Here is a 13,734-nt window from a genome sequence, read left to right as displayed (position 1 = left end):
GTTTGTGTGATTGCCGATGGCGCGCGCGTCGCGATTCAGGACTCAAAGCTGTCGCGCGATCACCATCCGCTGCACTTCGCTGGTGCCCTCGTAGATCTGCGTGATGCGCGCGTCGCGATAGTGACGCTCGACTTCGTAATCGGCGAGATAGCCGTAACCGCCGTGAATCTGGATCGCATCCGAACACACGCGCTCGGCCATCTCGGACGCGAACAGCTTCGCCTGCGATGCTTCGGACAGGCACGGCAGCCCGGCCGTGCGCAGCTTCGCCGCGTGATGCACGAGCAGGCGCGCCGCGTTGATCTGCGTGGCCATGTCGGCGAGCTTTTGCTGGATCGCCTGATGCTCGGCAATCGGCTTGCCGAACTGCACGCGCTCGCCCGCATAGCGGCGCGCCTTGTCGAACGCGGCGCGCGCGATGCCGAGCGCCTGCGCGGCAATCCCGATGCGCCCGCCTTCCAGGTTCGACAGCGCGATCTTCAATCCTTCGCCGCGATTGCCGAGCAGGTTTTCTTCCGGAATCGCGCAGTTCTCGAACGTGATCGGGCAGGTGTCGGATGCGCGGATGCCCATCTTCTTTTCTGGCTTGCCGACGATGAAGCCCGGCGTGTCGGTCGGCACCAGGAACGCGGAAATGCCGCGCTTGCCGGCTTCCGGGTCGGTCATGGCAAAAACGATCGCGACCCCGGCACGCTGGCCGTTGGTGACGAACTGCTTCGCGCCGTTCAGCACCCACTTGCCGTCGCGCAGTTCCGCCCGCGTGCGCAGGTTGTGCGCCTCGGAGCCGGCCTGCGGCTCGGTCAGGCAGAACGCGCCGATGATGCGGCCCGCCGCCATCTCGGCCAGCCAGCGGTCCTTCTGCGCGGGCGTGCCGAAGCCGAGGATCGGCCCGCAGCCGACCGAGTTGTGCACGCTCATCATCGTCGCGCATGCGGCGTCGCCGGCGGCGATTTCCTCCATCGCCAGCGCGTAGGCGACGTAATCCGAATACGCGCCGCCCAGCTCCTGCGGCACGATCATCCCGAGCAGGCCGAGTTCGCCGAGCTGCGCGACGACGGCGTCGGGCAGGTGCGCGTCGTGGTCCCACTGCGCGGCGTTCGGCGCCAGCACCTCGGTGGCAAAAGCGCGCGCGGCGTCGCGGATCATCCGCTGGTCTTCGGTGTAAAGCTCGTCCATGGCGCTGCTGTCTCCCGCGGCCGCGTGCCGCGACCGACCTTTCGTTTCGATGCAACAAGTGTAGGCAAGCGCGCGCGACTGTTCGATGCTCGCGCCGCTCATTTACACTGAGCGTTTTTGCCATACCGGCGGCTTCGATGAAGCAGGAAGACAAGGGAACCGTCGCGATCAGCCTCGTCGCCTACAGCGTCGCGCTCGCCACCCGGCGCGGCGTCGCGGCCGAGCCGCTGCTCGCGCAGGCCGGCATCGCGCCGGCGCTGCTCGCGCAGCCGCGTGCGCGGGTGTCCGCGCAGCAATACGGCGCGCTGTGGAACGCCATTGCGCGCGCGCTCGACGACGAGTTTTTCGGGCAGGATCGCCATCCGATGCGCAGCGGCAGCTTCATCGCGATGAGCCAGGCGGCGCTGTCCGCGCAGGACGGGCTGCACGCGATGGCGCGCGCGGTGAATTTCATGCACTGCGTGCTCGACGACCTGCACGCGGAGCTCGACGCCAACCCGCAGCGCGTGCGGCTGCGTTTCGTGCACCGCAACAGCACCGCGACGCCCGCGATGTTCACGTACGCGACCTATTTCATCATCGTGTACGGGCTGACCTGCTGGCTGATCGGGCGGCGCATCCCGCTGCTGCACGCGAGCTTCCGCTGCGACACGCCGCCGGCCGACCACGAATATCCGTCGATGCTGTGCGACGACATGCGGTTCAACCAGCCCGATTCGTATGTCGATTTCGATCCCGAATTCGCGACGCTGCCGGTCGTGCAGAACGCCAGGACGCTGAAAACGTTTTTGCGCAACGCGCCGGCCAGCTTCATCGTCAAGTACCGCAACCCGAACGCGCTCGCGCAACGCGTGCGCACCGTGCTGCGCGGCATGCCGCCCGCCGCGTGGCCCGGCGCGGACGGGATGGCCGCGCGGCTGCACGTCGCCGAGGCGACGCTGCGCCGCAAGCTGCACCAGGAAGGCCACGCGTACCAGGCGATCAAGGACACGCTGCGGCGCGACCTCGCGTTCGAGGCGCTGGCCGATCCGTCGCGGACCATCGCCGACGTCGCGGCGGCCACCGGTTTCGCGGAACCGAGCGCGTTCTACCGTGCGTTTCGCAAATGGAGCGGGCGCAGCCCGGCCGAATATCGGGAAGAAGCGCTCGCGCGCGGCGGCGGCGCCGGCTGATTCCGCGGCCTGCCGCGTCGCCTTCGCGCTTTCCGCCGAAACCGCCTAATCTTCAAATATCGGGCCAACGCCCCTTTCCGCGAGCCGGACGGCGTGCGGCCGCGCGCCGCCCGGACGCCCCGATGCGCATTCACCGTCATGGGCCGTCGCCGGCACCTGCATCGCCCGGCGCCCGCCCCCGTCACCCGCTGTCCGCGCGGGTCGCGCGCGCCGCGCTGTTCGCGGCGCTGCTCGTCGTGTGCGCGGCCGTTGCCGCCCCGCCTCCCGCCGCCGCGCCGCCGGTGTTCGTGATTCCGGTCAACGGCGCGATCGGGCCGGCCAGCGCCGACTTCATCGTCCGCTCGCTCGACCGTGCGGCGCGCGAGCACGCGCCGCTCGCGATCCTGCAACTCGATACGCCGGGCGGCCTCGACACGTCGATGCGGCAGATCATCAAGGCGATCCTCGGCTCGCCGGTGCCGGTCGCCGCGTTCGTCGCGCCGGGCGGCGCACGGGCCGCGAGCGCGGGCACCTATATCGTCTACGCGAGCCACGTCGCCGCGATGGCGCCCGGCACCAATCTCGGCGCGGCGTCGCCGGTGCAGTTCGGCATCGGCGGTGGCGCGCCGGGTGCGCCAGGGACGCCGGGCGCGCCCCGACCGTCGCCGGCCGGGGCATCGGGTGCGGCCGGCGCATCGGGCGCATCCGCGACGCCAGCCGAGTTGCCGAACGATACGCAGTCGACCGAGATCCGCAAGGCGACCCAGGACGCCGCCGCGTACATCCGCGGCCTCGCGCAGTTGCGCGGACGCAATGCCGGATGGGCCGAGCGCGCGGTGCGCGAGGCCTTGAGCCTGTCGGCGACCGAGGCGCGCGCGCAGCATGTCGTCGACCTGATCGCGCAGGATCCGGCCGACCTCGCGCGCCAGCTCGACGGCCGCACCGTGACGACGACCGCCGGCACGGTGCGCGTCGCGACCGCGCATGCGCCGCTCGTCGTGCTCGCGCCCGACTGGCGCAGCCGCTTCCTGTCGATCATCGCCGATCCGAACGTCGCGCTGATCCTGCTGACGATCGGCATCTACGGTCTGTTCTTCGAATTCGCGAATCCCGGCTTCGTGCTGCCGGGCGTCGCCGGCACCATCTGCCTGCTGATCGGGCTGTTCGCGATGCAATTGCTGCCGATCAGCTATGCGGGGCTCGGGCTCGTGCTGCTCGGTCTCGGCTGCCTCGTCGCCGAGGCGTTCCTGCCGACCTTCGGCGTGCTCGGGTTCGGCGGAATCGTGTCGTTCACGATCGGCGCATTGATGCTGATCGATACCGACGTGCCCGGCTACGGCATTCCGTGGCAGGTGATCGCGGGCCTCGCGGTCGGCGGCGGGCTGCTCGTCGCCGGCGTGTCGAGCGTCGCGCTGCGCGCGCGGCGGCGGCCGGTCGTGACGGGCGCCGAGGCGATGGTCGGCAGCATCGGCGAAGTGCTCGACGACGGCCTGCGCGCCGACCAGCCGCAGGACGCGGCCGGCCCCGCCCCGTCGGCGGCGGGCTGGGCGCGCGTGCACGGCGAGCGCTGGCGCGTCGCGAGCAGCACGCCGCTGGCCGCCGGCTGCCGCGTGCGCGTCACCGGCCGCCACGGGCTGACGCTCACCGTCGCGCCGCTCTACGACGTGCCGGCACACGAACAACAACACCAGGGAGCACCGTCATGATGGGCTACACGTTCGGCTTCAGCGGCGTCCTGATCGTCTTCGCCGTGGTGCTGGTCGCATCGTCGATCCGCATCTTCCGCGAGTACGAACGCGGCGTCGTGTTCATGCTCGGCCGGTTCTGGAAGGTGAAGGGGCCGGGGCTCGTGCTGATCATCCCGATCGTCCAGCAGGTCGTGCGGATCGACCTGCGCACCGTCGTGTTCGACGTGCCCGCGCAGGACGTGATCACGCGCGACAACGTGTCGGTGAAGGTCAATGCGGTCGTGTATTTCCGCGTCGTCGATCCGGAGAAGGCCGTGATCCAGGTCGCGCGCTTCTTCGAGGCGACGAGCCAGCTCGCGCAGACGACGCTGCGCGCGGTGCTCGGCAAGCACGAACTCGACGCGTTGCTCGCCGAGCGCGAGCAGTTGAATGCCGACATCCAGAAGACGCTCGATGCGCAGACCGATGCGTGGGGAATCAAGGTGTCGACGGTCGAGATCAAGCACGTGGACCTGAACGAAACGATGATCCGGGCGATCGCGCGACAGGCCGAGGCCGAACGCGAACGGCGCGCGAAGGTGATTCACGCGGAAGGCGAATTGCAGGCGTCGGAGAAGCTGCTGCAGGCGGCGCAGCGGCTTGCGCAGCAGCCGCAGGCGATGCAGTTGCGCTACCTGCAGACGCTGACGACGATCGCGGCGGACAAGAATTCGACGATCGTGTTTCCGCTGCCGGTGGATCTGCTGAGCGCGTTGCTGGATCGGTTGGGGCCGCCGCGCGAGCGGTGAGGGTCAGCGGTTGCCGGCATCGAGAAGCGTTCACGCGCAATCTGTCGACATCCCGAAACGCGAACCCGCTACCCGCCATGCGGATGAGCGTCAGTGTATGGCCATGCCGGCTATGCAGCCGATGCCAAGATCGAATCGATCAACTCCGCCCCGCCCTCAATGTCTTCGTTGCCAACGAATCGGGAAACTTCCATGTGCCCGTCTTCGAACACGTCAATCTCGATACGTTGCCCAACGACCGTTACGGAAACGAGGACGGAGTCCGACCGGTGACGACTGAGCGCGTAAGAAACACGCGCAACGTCCAGCTTCGTCAGCAAGTCAAATATCGGGTGAGTCATGTTAGATCCTACTTTTTGAATCGGTTGTCGTTCAGGAGTTTGAGGGCTTTGCGGGCATCCTTGACTCCGCCGCGCGCGTCGCTCTGAATATCGTTGAGTGTCGCGTTCAGATACTGGCTCGGAAACACGCGCAATACGGAGCCTTTGCACTCCGCCGAGATCACGTCGCAAGCGTACATTCTGCCGCGATCCGCACCTGCCATCTCCATCACGTCACCGGTCAGATCATCGGGAACGTATTCAAACGGCTGCGCGCTACCCAGCGCCGTGGCTATGGTGCCATCGGGCAGCATGTCGCCCGGTTTCGCAAACCATATCGCGATTCCATCGTTGACGGAAAGCTTGCGTACCGCGCGATTCGACGTGTCCAAACTGGTCGCTGCGCCGGCCGCGCGCTTGAATAGCTGAGACGGCGAGAATGTGATCGATCGCGGGCGCGGCGGCTGATCGGTTCCTCGACTGCTTACCCCGGATGAGCGTAGCTGCTCAACAATCGCAATGACGTCACCGCCGCTCATGGCGCGCTGCAATGCCGGCAAAAGTTGTTGCGGCTCAATGCTCTGCGCGTAGTGCCCGACGCGGCAGTCCTCAAGAAAATCGCGCAGGCGCGCAAGTTGCGCGGTATCGCGTGCCAGGTCTCCCACGCCGGCCGCCCCCACAAGCTCCTTTCCCGCCTTTTCCCCCGGTGTGCCGGAAGGGAAACGCGAGCGATATTCACTTCGCGAATACAGTGTGCAACGCCTGCCGACGCCCACCGCAAAATCAAAGGGCATATGGACTCCATCGGGATAAGCGCTCAACGACACTCGAGTTCATGCACTTGCATCGTCATTGCTCGCTGAATGGACGCATCGTAGTGCATCCGTCCATCACGCAGGCATGCGCCATCTCGCCGCACTTCGCCTGTATCGGCGACGGAATCAACGAAACGTACGACGGAGCGCAAGGAAGTTCTGCGAATTCACAGCGACGCGCACACAAGCTTGGAAAGTGTCACGGCGGCACTGTGCGATCGCGGCAAGGGCTGACCTACCGTGGCCAGCACCTTATGTCCGGAGGTATTTTTTGGGGGGTATGTCTGACGAACAAAACTTGCGTGCTTCAACCGGCAGCGGATGGCGGCCGGAAATTCAGTCCGGCCCCCACCCGCCACGCGTCAAGCCAGCAGCTTGCGATCCGTCTTGCCGTACTTGATCGACTTCTCGTCCGGGATCATCAGGCCCGTGTGCTCGTCGCGGCCCTGCAGCAGGAAACGCGCGTCCGGATTGCCGATCTGTTCGGCCGCGAGCTTGCTGTCCGCGCCGATCTCGCCCTTCTTCATCCGGTTGACGATCACGCCGGCCGCGGTGTCCTTGAAGTCGCGCAGCATCCACGCGTCGCCGTCGCTGTCGCCGAACACCAGCAGCGGGCCGTAGCCCTTCTTCGACGCGAGCACGTTGCGGATGCCCACCGTCTTGCCGGGCCCCCAGTTGAAATGCCAGCCGGCCGGATAGGTGCTCGTGTACTTGCCGTCCTGCATGTCGAGCCGCAGGCCGATCACATTCTCGGGCGGCACGCCGTAGCCATAGTTCGGATTGCCGGCGAATACGCGCACGACATCGTCGAGCGACGCGGTGCTCACGTACACGTCGATGCCATTCGCACGCAGCGTGTGCATCACCGCGCGGATTTCCTCGTGAATGCGGATGCCGTGGAAATGCGTGTCGGCCACCACGCCGGCCTTGCCCGGCAGCGTCTTCGGGCTTTCGTAGCGGACCTTGCGCAGCGCGTCGCCGATACCGTAGTTGTTCGACGCTTCCGCCATCGCCTGCAGCTCGGCGGTCGTCATGTTCTTGTAGAAGTAGATGATCCACTTGTAGCCGACTTCGAGCGGATGCGTGTCGCAGATCGCGTCGTACATGAAGTACAGCTTCGCGCGAAAATCCTTGAACTGGTCGGTCTCGCGAATCTCGTCGAGGCTCTTGTCGCCGCCGAGGCCCTTGTAGTTCGCATGAAGCCAACGGTAGTCGGACTCGACGTCGGCGGCGAGATCCTCCATCGTCACCGGCTTGCCGTCGACGGTCGTGTAGTCCTTCATGAACGCGCCCTTCGGCACGTCCTTCCACATCACGCCGACGAACTCGTCCGGCGTCAGCTTGTACTGCAGATGGTTGATCTGGTACATCAGCAACGCCTCTTCGCAGTCGTTCATGATGCACGTGTTGTCCCAGTCGAACACCGCGTACGGGCGGCGCTTTCCGTCGTAGCGCGCGCTCGCGACGCCGTGCCGGTCGAGCACCGCCTGCAGGCGCGCGGCGTTGAACGGCGACCAGCGGCCCGGGTCCAGCGCGTCCGGCGCGGTCGCGCTCTTCGCGCCGGCCATGCCGGCCTTGAGCATCAGCGGCGTCGCAGCGGTCGCAGCGGCAAGGGTGTTCATGAACTTGCGGCGTTGCATGGTCTCTCTCCGTGGAATGGTCGAATCGGCTTGGATCGCTGCCCCGCGCAACGCGCGGCACACCCGCTCCGCGAAGCCGGAAAGGCTTCGAATCGGGGGCGAATGATGTGACGAAATTATTTCGGCAATTTGACAGCGTCTCGCCACGACACGACGGGGAATTGATCCGGTGCGACATGCCGGGCCGGCGCCGCCACCGCGCGCGCTCCGGCCGGCCCTCCCGCACCGGCCACGTGCACGGCGACGGCCATCCGGCCCCGACCGCCGAAAACCTAGAGCGTCCCCTCCATTTCGGCCTTCATTAGGAGAAGCCCTCACCTCCGCGCCACGTCGAACCGGCTATGATCTTTACATCGGTCAATGACACATTAAATGCTGACTGAATAATTCGCCCGCGTCGCCGAACGCAGGCCGACACATGGAGACGCAACATGCCCGATCATCCGCTGCCGGAAGTCCATCTCGACGAGCTGCCGCAATTCCGCGCGGTCCAGCAGCTTGCCTATCGCTGCGTCGAGACCGTCGGCGCGATGCTCTACCCCGGCATCACCGAGAAGGAAGCCGCGCGCCTGCTGACCGAATGGCTGCAGGACAACGGCGTGCACGACTGGCTGCACAAGCCGTTCGCGTGGTTCGGCGACCGCACGGCGTTCCAAGGCTTCTCCGGCCTGAAGCACATGGGCGGCTTCAACCTCGCGTTCTTCCCGAGCAACCGCCAGCTCGAGACCGACATGCCCGTGATCCTCGACGTTGCGCCCGTGCTCGACGGGATCGTCGCGGACGTCGGCTACGCGCACTGTCTCGGCCAGAACCCGATCCTCGAACAGTTGCAGGACGACCTGATGGACCATCGCGACATGATCGTGCGGCTCGTGAAGGAGCGCCGCCCGATGGCCGAGGTCGCGCAGGCGGTCGACGCGCTGTGTCGCCGCCAGGGCGTCGAGCCGCGCCACAAGGCCTATCCGTTCAAGGTGCTCGCGCATCGCGTCGCGAAGATCCACAAGCTGTCGACACCGCGCTTCGTCGCACGCTTCGGGCTGAACGCGACGCGCAACCTGCTGCTCGATCAGGGCCGCGCGGCGAAGCAGCAGGGCTGGTCGCCGCTGTGGTCGATCGACCGCCGCTCCGAACACGCGCCGGTGCCGGGCCTGTGGGCCGTGGAGCCGCATCTCGGCTTCGCCGGCGTCGGCGCGAAATTCGAGGAACTGCTGGTGATCACCGACGACGACGCGTACTGGCTCGACGACGACCTGCCGCACGTGCGCCGCTGGCAGCGCCGCCAGGCCGAACGCGCGCAGGCCGTCGCGAGCGTGCCGGCGGCCGCCTGACACGAACGCCGCCTTCCACCGAATCCCTGAACGACGGACACACGATGCAGCCTCTTTCCGATGAAGCGCCGCTGGCCCTGTTCGAATCGGTTCACAGCGAGACGGCCGTCGCCTCCGGCGACCTGACGCTCGCGGTCAGGACCTGGGGCGACCCGGCCCGCTCGCCGGTCGTGCTCGTGCACGGCTACCCCGACGACAGCAGCGTCTGGCAGCACGTCGCGCCTCTGCTCGCGCGCAAGCACTACGTGATCGCCTACGACGTGCGCGGCGCGGGCCTGTCCGGCGCGCCGAAGCGCACGGCCGATTACCACCTCGCGAAGCTGACCGACGACTTCATCGCGGTGATCGACGCGCTCTGCCCCGGCCGCGCGGTGCACCTGATCGCGCACGACTGGGGCTCGATCCAGGGCTGGGAGTTCGTCACGGATCCGCGGCTCGCCGGCCGCATCGCGTCGTATACGTCGTGCTCGGGGCCATGCCTCGACCACGTCGGCTTCTGGCTGCGCGAACGCGTGCTGCATCCGACGCCCGCGTCGTTGGCCAGGCTCGGCGGGCAGCTCGTGCGCTCGTGGTACGTGTATCTGTTCCATCTGCCGTTCATCCCCGAGCTCGGCTGGCGGCTGTGGCTCGGCCGCGCATGGCCGGGCCTGCTGCGCCGGGTCGAGAAGACCCCCGCCACGCCGCGCGCGACGCAGGCCGACGACGGCGCGCGCGGCGTGCGCCTCTATCGCGCGAACTTCATCCGCTGCCTGTTCGCGCCGCGCGAGCGCTACGCGCACGCGCCGGTGCAGACAATCGTGCCGCTCGGCGACAAATACGTGAGCCCGGCGCTGTCCGAGAACCTGTCGCGCTGGGTGCCGCAGTATTACCGCCGCGAAGTCGCGGCCGGCCACTGGCTGCCGCTCGCCGATCCCGCGCGCTTCGCGGGTCTCGCCGAACAGTTGATCGACGCCGTCGAATCGGGCGACGAGCCGCCCGCGCTCGCGAACGCACGCCGCCGCGCGACCAGCGGCCGCTTCAGCGGCAAGGTCGCGGTCGTCACCGGCGCGGGCAGCGGCATCGGCCGCTGCGCGGCGCTTGCATTCGCCCGCGAAGGCGCGACCGTCGTCGCGTGCGACATCGATCTCGCGAGCGCCGAGCGCACCGCGCTGCTGCTCGGGCTGACCGGCGCGCAGGCGCATGCGAAACGCGTGGACGTCGGCTCCGCCGACGAGATGGAAGCGCTCGCGGCATGGGTCGGCAGCGAACTCGGCGGCGCCGATGTCGTGATCAACAACGCGGGCATCGGCATGGCCGGCGGCATTCTCGACACGAGCGAACGGCACTGGGAGCGCATCCTGCACGTGAACCTGTGGGGCGTGATCCACGGCTCGCGGCTGTTCGCGCAGCAGATGGCCGCACGCGGCACGGGCGGCCACATCGTCAACACCGCGTCGGCCGCCGCGTTCGGGCCGTCGCGCGACCTGCCCGCGTACGCGACGACGAAGGCCGCCGTGCTGATGCTCAACGAATGCATGCGCGCGGAACTCGCGGAAAAAGGCATCGGCGTGACGGCCGTCTGCCCCGGCTTCGCGGAAACCGGAATCATGGCGTCGACGCAATACGCGGGCGCCAACGCACGGGACGAGGCGCGGCTGCGCAAACGCGCGACGAAGCTGTACCAGATGCGCGGCCTGAAGCCGGAAACCGTCGCGCAGGCGATGGTCGACGGCGTGCTGCGCAACCGGCCGGTCGTGGCCGTGGGCACCGAGGCGCACGCGCTGCGCTTCGTCGGCCGCTTCATGCCGTGGCTCGGCCGGATGCTCGCCCGCGTCAGCATGGCATCGCATTGACGGCGCGGCGCGCCGCACAGGAACGGAGACACAGATGACCGCTACCGCCGACTATCACAAGATCAAGGCCCGGCACGTGAAGTTCGACTTCAGCGACACGCCGATCACGTGGGTGCCGAACGACCCGGGCAGCACGCACATCATCAACACGCTGAACCTGCTGTTCCCGGAAGGCGAACTGTGGTTCTGCCGCGTATACAACAAGGCGCTGCCGAACATCACCGATGCGCGCCTGCGCGACGAAGCCGAAGGCTTCCTGCGCCAGGAAGCCGTGCATTCGCGCTCGCACGGCGGCGTGCTCAAGCATTACTACGACCGGCACGGGATCGACACGAAGCCGTTCACGCAGAAACTGAACTGGCTGTTCACGCGCGTGCTGGGCGAAGCGCCGTTCGGGCTGAAGATCGGTCACACGCGCTTCTGGCTGCGTCAGCAGCTCGCGGTGATCGCGTCGCTCGAACATTTCTTCGGCTATCTCGGCAACTGGGTGCTCAACGCGCACGGGCTCGACGAAGGCCGCGCCGACCCGACGATGGTCGACCTGCTGCGCTGGCACGGCGCGGAGGAAGTCGAACACCGGACCGTCGCGTTCGATATCTACAACCACATGGGCGGCAACTATCCGGAGCGTTGCGTGCACATGGCGTTCGTGATCGTGCTGCTTCTCTACTTCATCACGAGCGGCGCGAAATTCATGTACCGGCGAGATCCCGCCGCCGGCCGTTATCCGGGTTTCGTGCTGTCGTGGTGGAAGGGTTCGCGGCGCGGGCACCTGCCGTCGTTCTGGAAGGTGATCGGCGCGGCGCTGCGCTATTTCAGGCCGGGCTATACGCCGCACCACGAAGGCTCGACCGAGCAGGCGCTCGCGTATCTGGCGCGCTCGCCGGCCGCGCAGGCGGCCGCGCACGGCGGCAACTGGGGCACGACGAAGGGCGCGTGACCGGGCCCGCAAGCGGGTTCGCGACGGTTTCGGCGGGGGCGCCGGCCGAAATGCGTACAATCGCGGCTTCATTTCCCGGAGGTGCCGCGATGGCCATGAAGAAAACCGATCTAGAAAAGAACAAGGCGCTCAAGCTGACGCAGGCGATGAAGCAGTCCAGCTCCGCCCGCTTCGGCAAGGGCGCCGAGGACGCGGCGAAGCTCGACCGCCGCGCGCAGCGCAAGCTCGACCAGGAACAAGGCCTCGTGCCGTTCGCGTGCAAGCTCAACGCCGACCTCGTCGAACAGCTGAAGGCACGCGCCGCCACGCATCCGAACGGGATGACGGGCCTGCTGTCCGAACTGCTCGTCAACGGCCTCGCCCAGCGCGACGCGTGATCGTCACATATCTCGAAAATAGTCGTTGACAACGCTGTACGACATCGACAAACTCGTTCGCATGCCTACGTTCAAGCTCATCGCCATCGCGAATCATTGCCCGCTGAACATTCGAAAGAATGGATCACGGGAGGCGCTTGTGCGTTAGCATCCGAGCAGTACCGCATGTCACACAAGGCCTCACCGGAAACGGATGAGGCCTTTTTGTTCTGGTGCGCGTCATCCGTCCGGCTCAACGAATGGAGAAGACGATGGACCAGGCAAGCCCGTTGTTCGACCGTCCCGATTCGCGCCGCGTCGGCGCGATCGCGTTACCGACCGTCGTGATCCGTTTCGCGGTCGCGCCGCGCACGACGCTGACCTGGCGCGCGCCGAGCGATGCGGAAATCCGCGCGCACGGCGCGCCGCTGTGGATCACGCGGCCGCCGAGCGTCGACGACTACTGGGTACAACCCGGCGACGTGCTGCGCATCGCGCGCGGCGATCGCATCTGGCTCGGCACCGATGACGACCGGCCGGCCGAGGCGTCGATCACGACGGCGTACGTGAAGCGCGGCGAACGGCTGAGACGCACGCTCGCGCGCATGCAACGTTTGCTCGTCGGACGATGGCGAATACGGGATTGACGATGCGCGCTCACGCGCGCGACGGGATGCCGGGACGCACTGAATCAGCGCATCCGGAAACGGACGCACCCGCGACGCGACGCGTCGCAGGTGCGCATCGAATGACGCGGCACGCACGTGCGTGCCGCGAGCGATCGCGCGCCGTGCGCAACCCTGACATGCATCACGTGCATCAGGTGCTGGCGGCGAGACGCGGGCCCGTGCTGCGAGGCGTGGAATCGAGGTCGGGGCGTTGCGCCGCCTGCGAGGTCACCCACGGGTCGATGCCTTGCTTTTGCACCTCCTCGAGAAATGACACCCGCGTACGCCAGTAATCCGCCTGTAATTTCGCATCGATGACGCGCTGTTCGGCTGCGAACAGTTCCATGCGCGCCGTCACGAGCATCGACGCAGCGGTTTTTTCCGGCGTGGGGGCGTGCCGCATCGCCCAACGGCTGATCCAGTTCAACATGCTGACCTCCGTGATGACGGACAAACCCGCATCGGGCAATCGCAACCGGTCGCGCCTGCCCGAATGCGCAACGACCGTCACCGCGCTTCACCGCCTGGCCTGCACGGACTGCGACTCCCCCGCGTCGGCAACAACTGGCGCGACGTGTGTGCGCGGTGTATCTATCCTAGAAAGACTTGCCGGTTAACGCGATGACGTCTTGCAATCTTTTACACAGAAACCACAGTCCGGCCCGCGCCGCGAAATGACAGTTGCGGACGCGACGGCTTCGGCGCAGGATACCCCGATATCTGCAACCGCCTGGACTGACGAATGACCGCTGCGCGCCGCCGCGCACCCGCGTCGGTCATGTGCGCGCGCACTGCGTCCGTCCTGTGTTCGCCCCTCGTGCGGGCGTGCCGTTGCGGTCGCATACCGTCACGTGGCGGCCATGCACCGCACGTCGATCATGCCGTTGCGCCCGCATCGGCCGACACGGCCCGCCCGCCATCGAATCGTTTCCATCGTTTCTACCTGCCCGCCTGGTCCGAACCGGTAAAATGCGCGCCTTCGTCGCGCGGCCGGCCTGTCCCACCGTTCGCGCGAACGCTGCCGATCGTGCC

The 13,734-nt window shown here is 67.2% G+C and carries 13 protein-coding genes; 8 read left to right on the top strand and 5 right to left on the bottom strand.

Annotation, left to right across the window (positions count from 1 at the left end):
• Window positions 1–42 precede the first annotated feature (42 nt).
• Window positions 43–1,176 carry an acyl-CoA dehydrogenase family protein gene (locus WS46_RS24945; protein ID WP_059692192.1) on the bottom strand — a complete coding sequence of 378 codons (1,134 nt, stop codon included), beginning with the start codon at window positions 1,174–1,176 and terminating at the stop codon, window positions 43–45.
• Window positions 1,177–1,313: 137 nt separating this feature from the next.
• On the opposite strand from WS46_RS24945, the gene WS46_RS24940 reads away from it, so the two are divergent.
• The 3 genes from WS46_RS24940 to WS46_RS24930 all read left to right on the top strand — a co-directional run bounded on the left by WS46_RS24940 (window position 1,314) and on the right by WS46_RS24930 (window position 4,803).
• Window positions 1,314–2,348 carry an AraC family transcriptional regulator gene (locus tag WS46_RS24940; RefSeq protein WP_059692086.1) on the top strand — a complete coding sequence of 345 codons (1,035 nt, stop codon included), beginning with the start codon at window positions 1,314–1,316 and terminating at the stop codon, window positions 2,346–2,348.
• A gap of 122 nt (window positions 2,349–2,470) precedes the next feature.
• A complete protein-coding gene (locus WS46_RS24935) occupies window positions 2,471–4,033 on the top strand; it encodes a nodulation protein NfeD (protein ID WP_059692085.1) in 1,563 nt (520 codons plus the stop codon).
• Window positions 4,030–4,803: a slipin family protein gene (locus tag WS46_RS24930; protein ID WP_059692084.1), complete on the top strand. Its 774-nt coding sequence runs from the start codon at window positions 4,030–4,032 to the stop codon at window positions 4,801–4,803. The genes WS46_RS24935 and WS46_RS24930 overlap by 4 nt, the downstream gene beginning before the upstream one ends.
• Window positions 4,804–4,913: 110 nt before the next feature.
• Here WS46_RS24930 and WS46_RS24925 read toward each other — a convergent pair whose 3' ends face one another.
• The 3 genes from WS46_RS24925 to WS46_RS24915 form a co-directional block, all read right to left on the bottom strand.
• Window positions 4,914–5,144, bottom strand: coding sequence for a hypothetical protein (locus WS46_RS24925; RefSeq protein ID WP_059692083.1), 231 nt, complete (start codon window positions 5,142–5,144; stop codon window positions 4,914–4,916).
• 8 nt (window positions 5,145–5,152) lie between these two features.
• A complete protein-coding gene (locus tag WS46_RS24920) occupies window positions 5,153–5,944 on the bottom strand; it encodes a hypothetical protein (RefSeq protein ID WP_156443181.1) in 792 nt (263 codons plus the stop codon).
• Between the two features lie 356 nt (window positions 5,945–6,300).
• Window positions 6,301–7,578 (bottom strand): haloacid dehalogenase-like hydrolase, encoded by a 1,278-nt coding sequence (locus WS46_RS24915; protein ID WP_059527026.1) that lies wholly within the window; start codon window positions 7,576–7,578, stop codon window positions 6,301–6,303.
• A gap of 431 nt (window positions 7,579–8,009) precedes the next feature.
• On the opposite strand from WS46_RS24915, the gene WS46_RS24910 reads away from it, so the two are divergent.
• The 5 genes from WS46_RS24910 to WS46_RS24890 all read left to right on the top strand — a co-directional run bounded on the left by WS46_RS24910 (window position 8,010) and on the right by WS46_RS24890 (window position 12,681).
• Complete coding sequence (locus WS46_RS24910; protein WP_059692081.1) at window positions 8,010–8,906, top strand: M24 family metallopeptidase; 897 nt, start codon at window positions 8,010–8,012, stop codon at window positions 8,904–8,906.
• A gap of 44 nt (window positions 8,907–8,950) precedes the next feature.
• Window positions 8,951–10,738, top strand: a complete 1,788-nt coding sequence (locus WS46_RS24905) for an SDR family oxidoreductase (protein WP_059692080.1) — start codon at window positions 8,951–8,953, stop codon at window positions 10,736–10,738.
• Between the two features lie 34 nt (window positions 10,739–10,772).
• The gene (locus WS46_RS24900; protein WP_059692079.1) at window positions 10,773–11,678 is read left to right on the top strand and encodes a metal-dependent hydrolase; all 906 of its coding nucleotides are present in this window, start codon (window positions 10,773–10,775) and stop codon (window positions 11,676–11,678) included.
• A gap of 89 nt (window positions 11,679–11,767) precedes the next feature.
• Window positions 11,768–12,055: a hypothetical protein gene (locus WS46_RS24895; protein ID WP_059692078.1), complete on the top strand. Its 288-nt coding sequence runs from the start codon at window positions 11,768–11,770 to the stop codon at window positions 12,053–12,055.
• 251 nt (window positions 12,056–12,306) lie between these two features.
• Window positions 12,307–12,681, top strand: coding sequence for a DUF2917 domain-containing protein (locus WS46_RS24890; protein WP_059527245.1), 375 nt, complete (start codon window positions 12,307–12,309; stop codon window positions 12,679–12,681).
• A gap of 172 nt (window positions 12,682–12,853) precedes the next feature.
• On the opposite strand, the gene WS46_RS24885 is transcribed toward WS46_RS24890, so the two are convergent.
• The gene (locus tag WS46_RS24885) at window positions 12,854–13,132 is read right to left on the bottom strand and encodes a hypothetical protein (protein WP_006480752.1); all 279 of its coding nucleotides are present in this window, start codon (window positions 13,130–13,132) and stop codon (window positions 12,854–12,856) included.
• Window positions 13,133–13,734: the final 602 nt, after the last annotated feature.

This window comes from Burkholderia sp. RF4-BP95 (assembly GCF_001521985.1).
In the GTDB taxonomy this organism is placed as follows: domain Bacteria; phylum Pseudomonadota; class Gammaproteobacteria; order Burkholderiales; family Burkholderiaceae; genus Burkholderia; species Burkholderia diffusa.
This window is presented reverse-complemented; position numbering and strand designations above follow the sequence as displayed.